Here is a 14,275-nt window from a genome sequence, read left to right as displayed (position 1 = left end):
TCCATCGTGCCCGGGTCAGACCACCCGGTCGGTGGTGGGGTCGATCAGGTGCATCCGGTCCATCTGCGCGGCGAGGCCCAGGACCTGCCCCGGCGTGGCCGGCGTGTCGGGGTCGAAGCGGGCGCAGGCGCGCTGGCCGGCGATCGTCACGTGCACCAGCGTTTCCATTCCCATCGGTTCCGCCACCTCGATCCGCGCGGGCAGGGTGGCGGTGCCTGGACGGGCGCGCGGCTCGGTCAGGTGCTCCGGACGCAGCCCCAGCAGCATCTCCCGCCCGGCGAAGCGGCCGTAGCGCGCGAGGCGGTCCGCCGGGACCGGCAGCACCGCGCCGTCGGCGAAGCGCAGGCTCAGGCCGCTTCCGTCGCCTTCCAGCAGGACGGGCAGGAAGTTCATCCCGGGGCTGCCGATGAAGCCCGCCACGAAGCGGCTGGCCGGGGTGTGATAGAGTTCCTGCGGCGGGCCGACCTGCTCGATCAGCCCCTTGTTCATCACCACCACCCGGTCGGCCAGGGTCATCGCCTCGGTCTGGTCGTGGGTGACGTAGACCGTGGTGGTGGGAATGGTCTGGTGCAGCAGCTTGATCTCGGTGCGCATCTGCACGCGCAGCTTGGCGTCGAGGTTGCTCAGCGGCTCGTCGAACAGGAAGACGTCGGGCTGGCGCACGATGGCGCGGCCCATGGCGACGCGCTGCCGTTGCCCGCCGGACAGGGCGCGTGGCTTGCGCTTGAGCAGCGGCTCGATTTCCAGGATGCGCGCCGCTTCCGCCACGCGGCGCGCGATCTCGGCGCGCGGCGTGCGGCGCTGCTTCAGACCGAAGGCGATGTTCTCGGCCACGCTCATGTGCGGGTAGAGCGCGTCGTTCTGGAACACCATGGCGATGTTCCGGTCGCCGGGGGCGAGATCGTTCACCACCCGGCCGCCGATGCGCACCTCGCCCGCGGAGATATCCTCCAGCCCGGCGATCATGCGCAGCGTGGTGGACTTGCCGCAGCCGGACGGACCGACCAGCACCAGGAACTCGTGATCCGCGAGCTCGAGGTCGATGCCGTGCACCACGGTGAGCGGCCCGTAGGACTTCGTCACGCCGCGAAGGCTGAGCTGCGCCATCGGTTCAGCCCTGCCCATCCGTGGCGAGGCCCTGTTCCGGCGACCACTGCATGCCGGGGTCGAAGGGCAGCGCGGGCCGCCGGATCTGCGCGTAGGGCAGCCGGGTGAGGTCGAGATTGGAGGTGCCGTCGCTGAGCAGGAGGATGTGGCGGGCGCCGACATCCTCGAGCTCCGGGTGCAGGTAGCCGACCTTGAACACGAAGATGCCCGGCGCACGCGGATCGATCCCCATCGCCTCCAGCAGGTGCGGCGTCGTGATCTGTATCCGCCGCGCGTGGAAGGTGGCGGTGACGTGGCCGAAGCGTACCCGCGCCCAAGGGGCGGTGACCGCGCGCAGGTGCGCTGCCGAGGCCGGGTTCAGCGACTCACCCAGCGCCTCCACCACGCCGGTCGCGGGCACAGCGGTGGCCGGGCGCGACAGGTGCTCCGCCCCCAGTTGCAGCGTGAGCGTCGCGCCGATCCCGGCGGCATGGCACTGCGCGACGGCCTCCGGGGCGATGATGTTGCACACCACGGTGGGGCCGATCGCCGGCCGCGCCAGCGCCGCCTGCAGCACCAGGGTCAGGTCGCCGTAGGCACCGGCGGTGACGTTGTCGCCGGCATCGCTGAGGTAGACCGGCCCCTCCGTCGCCAGCCGGCCGGCTTCCTCCAGCCCGTCCCCGACCTCGCGAGCCGCCATCCGCAGGCCGAACTCGTCGCGGCGCGCCCAGAGCGTCGCAGCCATTTCCAGCGCCACGGCCCGTGCCAGCTCCGGGTCGCCTTCCGCCGTCACCACCGCGGCCATGCCGATCCAGGGGCGGTCGTTCCAGGCGAAGCCCACCATGTAGTCCGCCCCCAGGATGCCGGGACGGCGATCGATCCCGGGCAGCGCGGCGTAGAGCGAGCGCATCGGCTCGTAGTCCGTCATCGCCATCTCGCCCGGCAGGAAGAGCGGGATGTGCACCGCCGCGCGGCGCGGGTTCAGCCCTTCGCGCAGGATGCGCAGCAGCATCCGTGCCGCACGATACCCCGTGCCGTCGTCGTCGCGATGCGGCGCGGTGCGGAACACCGCGAAGGCCTGCGCGTCCCGCAGCAGCGGCGGCGGGACGTGGCCGTGCATGTCCAGCGCCATGGCGATGGGCAGGGCCGGCCCGACCTGCGCGCGGATGGCACCGATCAGGTCGGTGTCGCCGCTGACCGCCAGCCCGTCGACCTCCATCGCGCCGTGGTTGCCGGCGACCAGGCCATCGAACGGTCCCTTCGCGGCGAGGAGCGACAGGATCTCCGCCTTGCACGCCTCGAAGAAGTCCCGCGAGAAGGGCGCGCTGGCACGGCAGCGCACAACCATGAGCGGCACGATCTCCACCGCCGGATCCTCGCGCAGCGCCCGCACGATGCCGCGCACGACCCAGAGGTCGTTTTCCACCACCTCGGCCCCGCGCGAGATCAGCACGGTGCGTGGATCGAGGTGGCCAGGAGTGGCGAGCATGGCCTCCTGCGACATGCCGAAGACGCCGATCCGCAGCCGTTTCATGCCGTTCGCTCCAGAAGCTTTCTCGGGGCCGCCGATCACCACGGCACCGCCTCGGCGGCGTCGAAGCGGGTGCAGCCTTCCAGCGCCAGCGCCACCCCGCCCCAGGAGCCGGTGCTGGCGGACAGGGCGGCGAGGTCGATCCGGCAGTCCTCGCGCGCCGCGGCCAGGGCGTCGCGCGCGATGGCGGCCTCCATGGCCGGGCGCATCCAGGGATGCAGGCGCGAAAGGCCGCCGCCCAGCACCACGAGGGGCGGGTTGAAGATGTTGATGATGTTGGCCAGCCCCGCGCCGAGGAACTGGCCCGCCTCCGTCAGCACATCCAGCACGGCAGGGTCGTTCTGGCGGGCGCGCAGCTCCAATCCGGCGAGGTCGACCTCGCCGTGGCCGCGCCGTGCCAGACGCTCACGGATCGAGTCCACCGAAACGTAGGCGGACAGGCAGCCCGAGGCGCCGCAGCGGCACAGCCGGCCGCCGGGAACGATCTTGTGGTGCCCGATCTCGCCGCCAAAGCCGGAAGCGCCGCGGAACACCTCGCCGTCCAGGAAGATGCCGGCACCGACGCCCGAGCCGCTCTCGAGGTAGACGAAGTCCGGAAACTCGACCGCCGAGCCGAACAGGTACTCCGCCAGGGCGGCGGCGTTGGTGTTGTTGTCGAGAAACACCGGGCGGGTGACGGCCCGCGTCAGGATCTCGCGCAGCGGCACGTCGCGCCAGCCGAGATTGGGCGACTGCGGCAGGTGCCCGGCGCGGCTGAGCAGGCCCGGCAGCGCGACACCCACCGCCAGCACCTCCTCCATGCCGCGACCGACCTCCGTCAGCATGGCCTCGATCGCGGCCTGGACGGTGGCGCCCAGCTGCTCCGGCTGGCACAGCCCGGCCTGGCGTTCCGCGAGCAGGGTCCCGTCCAGCCGGGCCGCGCCGAGATGGATGCTGCCCGGCCGCAGGTTCACGCCCACCAGCAGCCCGCTGCGCTCGGACAGGCGGATTCGCTCGCCCGGCCGGCCGGGGCGGCCGTCGCCGCTGCCGCGCTCCCGCTCCACCAGCCCGCGTGCTTCGAACTGCTGCACGATGGTGGACACGGTGGATTTGTCGAAGCCCGACTGGCGCACCAGCTCGCGCTGCGACAGCAGCGGGTTCAGCCGGATCACGTGGAAGATGCGTGAGGCGTGGATCTGCCGCACGATCGATGGATGCATCGAGCGCGTGTCGCGCGACACGCCGCGCGCGACCGCACCCAGCTGATGACGCCAGCGCGGCATGTCTCAGGCCGGCCCGAACAGGCCCTGTGACGGCGTCCACTCCATCGCCCCGTCCATGGGAAAGGAAGGACGCGCGATGTGCTCGTAGCGCAGGCGCAGGAAGTCGAGATCCGCGACGCCGGGGCTGAGCAGGCAGATATGGCGCGCCGCCATGTCCTCCTGCGCCGGATGCAGGTAGCCGACCTTCACGACGGTGATCTTGTGCGCGAGCGGATCGATGCCGACCGCTTCCAGGTGACCCGGCCCGGTGAAGGACACGCGCGCGGCATGGAAGGTCGCCACCACGCCGCCGATCCGCACCCGTGCCCAGGCACCGTCGGAGCCGCGCAGGTTCTGGAAGCGGTGGACGTCCACGCGATCGCCCAGGGCCTCGACCACGGCCTCGACCGTGCGCGGCTGCGGGGCGGCGGAGATGTGCCGGCCGATCTCCAGCGTGAGCGCGGCCCCTTCCCCCACTGCCTGGCAGGCCGCGACGACCTCGGGCGCGAAGATGCCGGCCACCACGATGTCCACCAGGCCGAGGTCCAGGGCTTCCTCCAGCACGAAGCAGAGGTCGCCGCCGGCACCCGCGGTGGTGTTGTCGCCGGAATCGCTCAGCAGCACCGGGCCGGCCGCCGCGTCGCGGGCACGCAGCAGCCCGTCGCGGATGTCGGCGGTCTCCATCCCCAGGCCGAAGCGGTGGCGCTGCGCCCAGGTGCGTTCCGCGATTTCCAGCGCCAGGTCGCGGGCCTGTTCGTCGCTTTCCTCGGTCAGCACCACGGCCTTCATCCCGCACCAGGGCAGGTCGTTCCAGCCGAAGCCGACGAAGAGGTGCGCTTCCACCACCCCCGGGCGGGCGTCGTAGTCGGGCAGCATGCCGAACAATTCGCGCGCCGGCTCGAAGCTGGTCATGGACTTCTCGCCGGGCACGAAGATCGGGATGTTCACCGCCATCTTGCGCGGTCGCAGCCCGGTCCGCATCACGCGCACCAGCTGGTCGGCGGCGCGCCAGCTGGTCTCGTAGTTGTCGCGGTGCGGCGCGGTGCGCAGGCAGCTCATCACCGTGAGCGCGCCCAGCAGTTCCGGCGTCACCTGGCCGTGCATGTCGAAGGGGATGGCGATGGGAACATCCGGGCCGACCGCGGCGCGGATGGCCACGACGTAGTCGGTGTCGCCGTGCACGCCCAGCCCCTCGACCTCGGCCGCGCCGTGGTTGGCCACCACGATGCCGTCGAAGGGCCCGTGTTGGCGCAGCAGGTCAAGCGATTCCTGCTTGATGGCGTCGTAGAAGTCGCGCGCGAAGGCACCGCCCGGCAGGGTGCGCACCATCAGCAGCGGCACCACCTCCATGTCCGGCTCCCGGGCAAACCGGTCGGTCAGGCCGGTCAGGGTGGTGAGGCTCTGGTCGAGGATCTCCGCGCCGCGCCAGATGTTGGCGGTGCTGGGGTCGGTCAGGAAGGGGCAGGCGATCATCGCCTCGTGCCGGAACCCCAAGATGGCGACGCGTTGCACGGGCTGCCTGCTCCTCATGGCTTGGCACCGAACATTTTTATCCGATTCCGAGAAAAACCTAGCGAGGCGTGGGCGTAATCGTCAAGGATCGCACCGAGACGGATCATCGCTGGCGGCGCCAGCTCTTGGGTTCAAGGAGGTTTGTCGCGTTCGGCACCAGATGAGTGGCGAAAACGCATAAATTTCCTTGACGGGAATCTGAACAGGCGATCCCATTAATCCCACCTTCGGACGAAAGGGAACGCGATGGCGCAGGTCTTGGGACGCAGGACAGCCACCATGCTGCTCGGTGCGATGGGTGCGGCAGCCCTGGCGCCCCGGGCGCGAGCCAGGCAGGTCCCGGAGTTCTGGCACTATCTCGGCGCCCCTGGCGAGATCGAGGCGGTCAAGGCGCTGATGGCCGTGGCCAACAGCAAGTATCCGAACACACCCATCACGGATCGCGTCATTCCCGGCAGCAGCGCCGGCGTCCGGCAGCAGGTCCAGGTGTCGTTGATGGGAGGGGTGCCGCCCGCCTCCTACCAGCTCAGCGCCGGCTACGAGCTGCGCAGCACCGCCGCCACCGGACGCCTGGCCGAGGTCAAGGACGTTTGGGACGAGGTCCACGGTGACGAGATTTTCTCCGAAGGGCTGCGTCGCACCCTGTCGCTCAGCGGCAGCGCCTACGGCATCCCGATCGGTGTCGGCATCATCAGCAACGTCTTCTACAACAAGGCGGTGTTCAACCAGCTCAAGCTGTCCGTTCCCACCAGCTGGGACGAGTTCGGTGAGGTCTGCAAGGCTCTCAAGGCGGCCGGCATCCATCCGCTGACCAGCGCCCAGGGACCCTCCTGGACCACCTACCAGTTCTACGGCCCGCTGATCAGTACGCTGGGCGTCGACGGCTGTTGGGAGTTCATCCGCGGCAACGTCGCCTTCAACGGGCCGGAGATGATGCGTGCCTTCCGCCTCTTCGGCACGCAGATGGCGGCCAATTTCGATCCCACCTGGACCGGCGCGAAATGGTCCGACGGCGTGGACCAGATGATGCGCGGCCGGGTCGGCATGTACTGCGTTGGCGACTGGGCCTCGGCCTACATGAAGCAGCGCGGCTGGACGCCGGGGGTGGAGTACGACCTGTTCTACTTGCCGGACCTGAACAAGGTCAGCATCACCCAGACAGACGTGGCGGTGGTCCTCAAGGGCGAGGTGCAGGACACCGGCAAGAACTTCCTGCGCGCCATCGCCACGCCCGAGGCACAGGAAGCCTTCGCGAAGATCAAGGGCGGCACCGCGGCCAATACCCGCACCTCGGCGGAGATCTACGACGTGCTGGCCCGCCGCACCTTCGAGAAGCTGGGCCGCAGCGGCGACGGCTACACCACGATCCCCAACCCCTACCTGATGCTGCCGACCGGCTTCAACATCGAGTTCGGCACGGAAGTGGAGCGCTTCGCCGCGCAGCAGGACGAGCGTGCGCTGGTCTCGGCCATGAACACGCTGGAGGGGAAGCGGCAGCAGCTGCGGCGCGAGGACAAGTTCGCGAACTTCTGAGCGGACCTGCAGCACATGCCGCGCGCCCCACGCCTTTCCCGCCGGCAGGCGAACACCCTCGTCTACGCGGTGTTCCTGGCGGGGCCCCTGCTGCTCTACGCCGCCGCCTTTGTCTGGCCGGTGCTGGCGACGATCAGCCTGTCCCGCTACAGCTGGGACGGGTTCTCGCCCGAGCGGACCTATGTCGGCCTCGCCAACTACATCAACCTGCTGGGCGAACGCCGCTTCCTGGACGCGGTGCTGAACAACGGCAAGTGGCTGGTCTACTACCTGGTGGTGCCGACCGTCGTGGGACTGGGCCTCGCCCTGCTGCTGGACTCCGACTTTCGCGGCGTCACCTTCTTCCGCACCGTCTTCTTCATCCCCTTTACCATCACCACCGTCGCCGTGGCCTCCACCTGGCGCTGGCTCTACGAACCCAATGCGGGGATCATCAATTCGGTCCTGCGCTCGGCGGGGCTGGACGGCCTTGCGCAGAACTGGCTGGGCAATCCGGGCGTCAACACCTACGCCATCATGCTGGCTTCGCTCTGGGCCTGGAGCGGCTTCACCTTCCTGGTTTACTTCGGTGGGCTGCGGAACATCCCGACCGAGCTGACTGAGGCGGCGCGGATCGACGGTGCTTCGGCCTGGACCATCCTGTGGCGCATCAAGCTGCCGATGCTGCTGCCCTCCACCGTGGTGGTGCTGGGCATCGCGGGCGTGGATTCCATGCGTGTCTTCGACCTCATCTGGGCCATGACGCAGGGCGGGCCGTTCCAGTCTTCCACGGTGCTGGCGGTGGAGATGTACGAGACCTCCTTCGCCCGCTTCGAGCTGGGCAGCGGCGCTGCGGTGGCCGTCTACCTGCTGGCCCTCTCGGCCTTCGTGGTGCTGCCCTACCTCTACGTCATCTCCAGCCGCACCGAGGAGCACCGGGAATGAGCCAGGCCCTGGCCATTGCCATGCCGCGCGCGGCGCGACGGCCCGTGAGCGCGGCGAAGTTGTTCCGGTTCGCGGCGATTGTTCTGCTGGCGGCGCTCTACCTCACGCCGCTGCTGGTGGTGGTGCTTTCCTCCGTGAAGACCCCGGCGGAGCTGACGGACGCGCTCTCCCTCCCCGCCGGCATCCACGCGCGCAACTACGTCGTCGCCTGGGAGCGGATCGGGCCGGCGCTGCGCAACAGCGTGCTGATCACCATTCCGGCGGTGGTGCTGTCCGTGCTGGTGGGCGCCATCACCGCCTATCCGCTGTCGCAGAGCCGCTTCTTCGGCGGGCGAGCTATCTACTTCCTGCTGCTCGCCGGCATGTTGATCCCGCACCAGATCGTGCAGATCCCGCTCTTCCTCATCATGCGCGTGCTGGGCCTGTACAACACCATTCCCGGCATGTGGCTGGTGCACGTGGCCTACGGCATTCCGTTCTGCACCTTCTTCATGCGGAACTTCTTCACCACCGTGCCGCGTTCGATGTTCGAGGCCGCGCAGATCGACGGCTGCGGCCCGGCAGGATACTTCTTCAAGATCCTCGTGCCGGCCTCGCTTTCCGGCTTCGCGACGCTCGCCATCATTCAGAGCCGGTCGGTCTGGAACGACCTGTTCTTCGCCCTGACGCTGACCAGTTCGCCCGACACCCAGCCGGTGCCGATGGCGTTGTATTCCTTTCTCGGCGGCATGGAGGTGGACGAGGGGCCGATTATGGCCGCGACCGTGCTGTCCATGCTGCCCATGCTGATCGTCTTCCTGGCCTTTCAGAAGGCCTTCACCCGCGGCCTGCTGGGCGGCAGCGGAAAGTGACGCCGGACCGCAATGCCGCCGTCCGGAAGGCGGTGCGGGAATGCGCGCCGCATGCCCTCGCGCACGGTGACGCGGTATGGGCCGTGCCGGAGGAGGCCTGCAATGAAATCCGCTCCGCCACCTTCGCCATCGGCACGCCCGCTCATTCCTGGCAGATGGTGGGCCAGGGCCGCTCCGCGCTGGCGCACAAGGGCATGGTGCAGGCCGCGCGGGTGACGGCCGCCACCGGTGCCGCCCCGATCGCCAGGCCTGTCCTGCCGGGCGACGCCAGGGACGAGTTTGCCGCCAGCCCGGCGTCGATGCCCGACCTGTGTCCCATGCCGGAGGAGGCGCTGCCGCCCCTGCCCGCTTCCGCCTGAGGTCCGTTGCGCCAGCGCCACCGGGCCGACCCAGGCACTGGCGGCAGTCTAGGCCAGCGTCGCCAGGAGGCCGGCCATCAGCCTGGTGCGCGGCACCAGGCTGGCAAGCTCGATGCTTTCCGTGAGCTGGTGCGCATCGGCCCCGACGGCGCCGAGTTCATCGAGGGTCGGAATCCCCAGGGCTCCGGTAAAGTTCCCGTCCGAGCCGCCGAAGGCTGCCTCGGAGCGGAGTTCGAGTCCGATCGATCGCCCCAGCCCCTCTGCGTGCTGCCGCAACGCGATGTCGGCGGGGCTGGGGAGCCAGAGCGGCCGCTGCGTCTTGATCTGGACTTCCAGTTCGGTGCCGGGGTCGTCGCGCATGATGTCACGCACGGCTTCGATCGCCCGCTCCAGCCCATCCGTCGAGCGGGTGGTGCAGACCAGCTCGGCGTAGCTTTCCACCGGCACCGTTGCCACCGTTCGGCCAGCCTCGAGGTAGGTCACTGTGCAGGAAACATCGCCGTCGTTCAGGGCTTCGATCCGCTGGATCACCTGCGCCATGGCGAGGATCGCGGAGCGCCCTTGTTCGCGCTGAAGCAGGGCATGGCTCGGCCTGCCACGTGTCCAGAGACGCAGCCGGCAGCTCGGGAAGCGCCCGGACACGATCCTGCCGCCGTGCTGCGCGCCTTCCGGCACCAGCACGTAGCGCTGCTGTTTCGCGATCTCCTCGATCAGGGTTCGCGTGCTCGGGCTGCCGGACTCCTCATCCGACGTGAAGAGCACGCGCACCGGGAGGCGCGTGCGCCAGCCTGCCGCACGGATCTGACGCAGGGCTTCCAGTGCCATGACGTTGCCGCTCTTCATGTCGAAGAGGCCTGGGCCGTAGCAGCGGCCAGCCTCCTCACGCCAGGGCACGGGTCCCGCCAGGCTGCCGGCGGCATGCACCGTGTCGAGATGGCCGAGGATCAGGATGCCCGGCGCGGGATCCCCCGGCGCGAAATCCCCCAGCACGCAGTCACCGTAGCCGTTCCGTCCCGCAATGCGACGGACCTGCGCACCGAGCGCCTGCAACTCCGCTCCCGCCAGCTCGGCCATGCGGCTGACGGCGACGGCATCCCAGGACGGGCTTTCCACCTCAACCCACCGGCGGGCCGCTTGCAGGATCGCCCGTGCATCGAAAACAAGCCGGTGGATATCCAAGCCTGAATCTCCCCTGAAGCAAGGCAGCAGCGGAGCTTAGCCGATTGGACCGGGCTGCCCATCATGTTCCGCGAGCAGCGTCCGGCGACGTTGGAGCAGATGACGCCTGAAGAGTGGCGCCGTGTCCTCGCGGTCAAGCTCGACGCACATCTGCTGGGGGCGCGCGCCATCGTGCCGCCGATGAGAAAGGCGGGTGGCGGGTCATCGTCGCCGTCGCTTCCGACGCGGTGGGCATGGTGACGCCGCCGGGCATGGGCTTCTCGCGCTACATCACATCCAAGCACGATAACCGCGGCGGCCCGCGCCTGAGGCGGACCCTGAGTTGCCGGTCGGACGCGGCGGGGTTGGCCTCGTGGTCGCCGACCGTCCGCGGAGTGCCATGGCGGGCGAGCAACCTGTAGGACAATCCCCTCGGCACGCGGCATTCCATACAGCGCGCCACCTGCCGCTACATGACGACTTCCTGGCGTATGGAGAAGCTGAAGCGAAGCAGAGGTGCGTTCGACGCGTCCGTCACGAGACAGACGATCTCATAGCCTTCATCGCTGTAGGGGAGTGCTGACACAAGGCGCGTTATCGTCGCCCATGCATCCTCGCGTATCTTGTCCAGGTGGTCCTGCTCCCCTCCGGAGGAAGGCTCGGCAAGTTTCGGATGCTGTAGATTGAGGAAATGTACGGACATGCACGCAGAGTGTCGTTCGTCGTCTGCGGTGGCGCTAATATAGGTTAAGTGACTGCTATATCTCTGGCCCGGCGAAACAGCGTAGATGTTGCTTCGGCCTCGGGCAGCACTCTGAACCAGCGGGTCAACCGATGATGCCCGTTATCAGGCTCCCTGTCCCTTTCGGAGCCGGAGTAGGCTGCTCACCCAGCAACTCGGCTCCGGCGAGGAGTATGGCTGACAGCTGTAGCATCCAAGGGAAGTTCAGGCGCTGCCCATCGCGGAGCAGCGGGGTGACGCCGGCGTAGGGGCGCCGGCAAATAGCACCGCGGCGCCTGGGCCGGGGAAGGCTAGGCGGGCTCAGGCGCGTCGAAGTCCCTTGAGGCACAGCGGGGCCTCGTGCTGCACAACGTTCCCCAGGCACCCTGCCACAGGTCCTCATCGTCGAGGACCGCCATGTCCTCCGGGTTGGAGGAACGCTCGATCGCCAGAAGAAGCGCCTCCGGCACCGGCAGAATTGCATCGTCGTGACCGTCCGGCCCAATAACCTCGGCGAGAACCCGGTCTTCTTCAGCAAACAGGATGACGGTGACACCATTCCGCAGAAGGCCATCCGTGGTCCAGAACTCTCGCCGGGTCGCTTTCATTTGGTCGTTTTTACAAAATCTCGGAACAGAGTTTGCGCCCCATATTCACGCATCAAGTGAGTGGCGCTCGCATGGCTATGATCTTTCACAAGAGTTTGCCAATAATCCTGCGCCGGACCCAAGGCGCTGCGGGTCCGTTCAGGAGCCTTTCATCCAGGGTTTGGACAGCCGCCTGGGGAGCCGTGGGGCTTGCTGATGGATCGCTCAACGAAGCCACCTCCCGGTGAGGGTCAGGTCGGCGATGAAGATCGCTCGATCCTGGGCGTTCCTTACGATGACGCTGAAGGTTCGCAGGTCGCCATCGGGTAACTCATCCTTTGCCAGGTGCGGCAGCGAGGCAATGCCTTCGCGCCGGGCGGTCGCATCGTCTGGCCACTCCATGCCGGTGTTGTCACGGATGAGGCCGGAGCCTGCGATGGTATCGAAGTAGTAGAGGGGCATGCCCTGTTATGGCCGATCCGTCCGGCCGGTGCGCCCTCACGGGTTAAAAGACCGGAGTGGATATTTTGCATAGTGGCCGAGCACAGGCTTTGCCGCGGAAAACAGAACCGCGTTTTATCGTGATTCAAGTCGCTGGGGTTTGTTCAAGTCCGGCCGCTTAGCTCTTTAGCCGACTCAGCAGTACGAAAACGGATGCCTGTTGTGGGCAGGATAGCCACGCCGACGAACGCGGCCCTGGCCTCGACAACACGGTCCGTTGCATGCCGAGGAAACCCACCAGGGTCGCTCTGCCTTGAACGAAGTCGGCGGAAACGGATGGCAGCGCGATGCTGTGGGATGAACAGGCATCATCAGCAGCAAGGGGCCACACTCTTCAGGATGGCGGCAGTCTTTCATAAGCGCGGACGTGCCCACCTCGGCTGGACATTCACAGCATTTCGTCGCCACTCGGGAAGAAAGCAGTAGATTTCATCGATGCTGCGCTTATGAAAAAACTTTCCTCACAAACACTTCGCGACGAGATAATTGCTTTACCTCGCAGCGTACGGCTCATCGCCACAGCCAAACACCCGTGCCACGGAAAATGCTTTGCTTGGCGAGGCGCCAGCCTCGTGCAACACAGGAGGGATCACGACGAAGCGGCTCGAGGCAGGAAAGAATGGGTCATTATCCGGTGCATCCGCAGATCAGCCGGCGGCACATGCTTCTTGGTGGCGTCGCGATGGCAGCGGCCATCGACGTTCCGGGGCATCCGGCAAAGGCCGCGCCGGAACCCTCCAGCAGCATCACCATCGCCGTCGGTGACAGCATCCTGGGCCTTGATCCCACCGACCTGAACGACAGTCTTTCCTTGTCCGCCACCCGCCTGTTCTATCAGGGCCTCTACGGCTTCGATGAAAAGTTTCAGCTCCAGCCGGTGCTGGCGGAAAGTGCCGAGGCCGATGCGGAGGGCAAGCACCACACGATCCGTCTGCGCGGGGGGATCCGCTTCCATGACGGCAGCGAGTTCAACGCGCAGGCCGTGAAGATCAACTACGATCGCCTGCGTGATCCGGCCAATCACCTCAAGCGCCAGGGATTGCTGGAGATGGTGGAGGCGGTGGAGGTGGTGGACCCGCTCACGCTGCGCATCACCCTCAAGAACCCGTCGGGCGTGCTGCTGAACTACCTGGCGCATTCCGGCGCCTCGATCATCAGTCCGCGCGCGCTGGAACAGTATGGCAAGGAGATTTCCCAGCATCCGGTGGGCACCGGCCCCTTCCGCTTCGAGAGCTGGCGTCCGGACCTCCTGAAGGCGTCGCGCAACGCCGACTACTGGAAGCCGGAGCTGCCGCGCCTCTCCGCGATTTCGATCCGCAGCATCCCCGAGAATGGCGCCCGGATCGCGGCGCTGCGCGCGGGCGAGGTCCAGTACATCTTCCCGCTGCCGCCGGAAACGGTCGCGCTGCTGAACACGGACAAGCGCGTGGCCGTCGACAAGACTTCTTCCATCGTGGCGCACTACGTCGCGTTGAACACCCGCCAGAAGCCGCTCGACGACCGCCGTGTCCGGCAGGCGCTCAACTACGCCATCGACAAGGAGGCCTTTATCCGCGTCGTCTACAGCGGCTTCGCCACGCCGATGGATGCGCCGATGGCACCGGGGATCGCTTTCCATACGCGCCAGGGCGTGTGGCCCTACGATCCGGCCAAGGCACGGCAGCTCCTGGCGGAAGCCGGGCTGGCGAATGGTTTCGAGACCGAGATCTGGACGTTCAGCAACACGCTCAACAACCGCGCGTCGCAGTTCCTGCAGCAGCAGCTTGCGGCCGTGGGCGTCAAGGTGAAGGTGACGCCGCTGGAAGCCGGCGTCGCCACGGCCAAGCTCTGGGGCGCGACGACCCCCGAACAGGCCGAGGTCCGGATGTTCTACGGCAGCTGGGCGCCCTCCACCGGGGATGCCGACTGGGCCCTGCGTCCCTTGCTGTCGAGCCAGAGCTACCCGCCGTCGCTCTACAACATCGCCTATTTCCAGAATGGCGAGGTCGATGCCGCGCTGGCCCGTGGGCTGGCGACGACGGACAGCGCCGCCAGGAAGGCGGCCTATGACGAGGTCCAGCGCATCGTCTGGGAGGAGGCACCGTGGATCTTCCTTTCGGTGGATACCCTCTTGGCCGGACGCGACCAGCGCCTCACCGGCCTCGTCCAGCTTCCGGACACGAGCCTGTCCTACGAGAACGCGACACTGGGATAGTGGGCCGTCCGGAGGATCGGGGCCTCGCCTGAGGCGGGGCGCGTGCGCGGCCTCGTGCGCCGGCTGGGCCACCGGCA

At 67.8% G+C, this 14,275-nt stretch carries 13 protein-coding genes; 6 read left to right on the top strand and 7 right to left on the bottom strand.

Annotated features, from left to right (window positions below):
- Window positions 1–15: 15 nt before the first annotated feature.
- Genes ACFFGY_RS05680 through ACFFGY_RS05665 form a run of 4 tightly spaced genes read right to left on the bottom strand, consistent with a single transcriptional unit; the run spans window position 16 to window position 5,370 of the window.
- Entirely contained in the window at window positions 16–1,107 is a 1,092-nt protein-coding gene (locus ACFFGY_RS05680) for an ABC transporter ATP-binding protein (RefSeq protein WP_377043458.1), read from the bottom strand.
- Between the two features lie 4 nt (window positions 1,108–1,111).
- Window positions 1,112–2,620 (bottom strand): M81 family metallopeptidase, encoded by a 1,509-nt coding sequence (locus ACFFGY_RS05675; protein ID WP_377043457.1) that lies wholly within the window; start codon window positions 2,618–2,620, stop codon window positions 1,112–1,114.
- A 35-nt stretch (window positions 2,621–2,655) separates the two neighbouring features.
- The gene (locus ACFFGY_RS05670) at window positions 2,656–3,879 is read right to left on the bottom strand and encodes an ROK family protein (protein WP_377043456.1); all 1,224 of its coding nucleotides are present in this window, start codon (window positions 3,877–3,879) and stop codon (window positions 2,656–2,658) included.
- 3 nt (window positions 3,880–3,882) lie between these two features.
- Window positions 3,883–5,370, bottom strand: a complete 1,488-nt coding sequence (locus tag ACFFGY_RS05665) for a M81 family metallopeptidase (protein WP_377043455.1) — start codon at window positions 5,368–5,370, stop codon at window positions 3,883–3,885.
- Window positions 5,371–5,649: 279 nt separating this feature from the next.
- Here ACFFGY_RS05665 and ACFFGY_RS05660 point away from each other — a divergent pair, with 279 nt between their 5' ends.
- From ACFFGY_RS05660 to ACFFGY_RS05645, 4 genes are read left to right on the top strand one after another with little or no spacing between them, the layout of a single operon-like run.
- Window positions 5,650–6,903 (top strand): ABC transporter substrate-binding protein, encoded by a 1,254-nt coding sequence (locus ACFFGY_RS05660; RefSeq protein ID WP_377043454.1) that lies wholly within the window; start codon window positions 5,650–5,652, stop codon window positions 6,901–6,903.
- Between the two features lie 15 nt (window positions 6,904–6,918).
- The gene (locus ACFFGY_RS05655; protein ID WP_377043453.1) at window positions 6,919–7,827 is read left to right on the top strand and encodes a carbohydrate ABC transporter permease; all 909 of its coding nucleotides are present in this window, start codon (window positions 6,919–6,921) and stop codon (window positions 7,825–7,827) included.
- Window positions 7,824–8,678, top strand: coding sequence for a carbohydrate ABC transporter permease (locus tag ACFFGY_RS05650; RefSeq protein WP_377043452.1), 855 nt, complete (start codon window positions 7,824–7,826; stop codon window positions 8,676–8,678). Before ACFFGY_RS05655 ends, ACFFGY_RS05650 begins: the two co-directional genes overlap by 4 nt.
- Entirely contained in the window at window positions 8,675–9,037 is a 363-nt protein-coding gene (locus ACFFGY_RS05645) for a hypothetical protein (protein WP_377043450.1), read from the top strand. The genes ACFFGY_RS05650 and ACFFGY_RS05645 overlap by 4 nt, the downstream gene beginning before the upstream one ends.
- Window positions 9,038–9,085: 48 nt before the next feature.
- Here the strand turns inward: ACFFGY_RS05645 and ACFFGY_RS05640 are convergent, their stop codons facing one another.
- On the bottom strand, window positions 9,086–10,216 hold the full coding sequence (locus ACFFGY_RS05640) for a M20/M25/M40 family metallo-hydrolase (protein ID WP_377043449.1): 1,131 nt from the start codon (window positions 10,214–10,216) through the stop codon (window positions 9,086–9,088).
- A gap of 63 nt (window positions 10,217–10,279) precedes the next feature.
- Between ACFFGY_RS05640 and ACFFGY_RS05635 the strand changes: the two genes are divergently transcribed.
- The gene (locus ACFFGY_RS05635; protein WP_377043448.1) at window positions 10,280–10,456 is read left to right on the top strand and encodes a hypothetical protein; all 177 of its coding nucleotides are present in this window, start codon (window positions 10,280–10,282) and stop codon (window positions 10,454–10,456) included.
- A 771-nt stretch (window positions 10,457–11,227) separates the two neighbouring features.
- Here ACFFGY_RS05635 and ACFFGY_RS05630 read toward each other — a convergent pair.
- Together ACFFGY_RS05630 and ACFFGY_RS05625 are read right to left on the bottom strand one after the other, a co-directional pair.
- A complete protein-coding gene (locus ACFFGY_RS05630; protein WP_377043447.1) occupies window positions 11,228–11,524 on the bottom strand; it encodes a hypothetical protein in 297 nt (98 codons plus the stop codon).
- A 204-nt stretch (window positions 11,525–11,728) separates the two neighbouring features.
- Window positions 11,729–11,965: a DUF6894 family protein gene (locus ACFFGY_RS05625; RefSeq protein ID WP_377043446.1), complete on the bottom strand. Its 237-nt coding sequence runs from the start codon at window positions 11,963–11,965 to the stop codon at window positions 11,729–11,731.
- Window positions 11,966–12,623: 658 nt separating this feature from the next.
- Between ACFFGY_RS05625 and ACFFGY_RS05620 the strand changes: the two genes are divergently transcribed.
- Window positions 12,624–14,198, top strand: a complete 1,575-nt coding sequence (locus tag ACFFGY_RS05620; protein WP_377043444.1) for a glutathione ABC transporter substrate-binding protein — start codon at window positions 12,624–12,626, stop codon at window positions 14,196–14,198.
- Window positions 14,199–14,275 lie beyond the last annotated feature (77 nt).

The sequence above is a fragment of the Roseomonas elaeocarpi genome (assembly GCF_042433915.1).
In the GTDB taxonomy this organism is placed as follows: Bacteria; Pseudomonadota; Alphaproteobacteria; order Acetobacterales; family Acetobacteraceae; genus Roseomonas; species Roseomonas elaeocarpi.
Note: the sequence above shows the minus strand (reverse complement) of the source record. Positions and strands in the feature narration are given on the sequence as shown.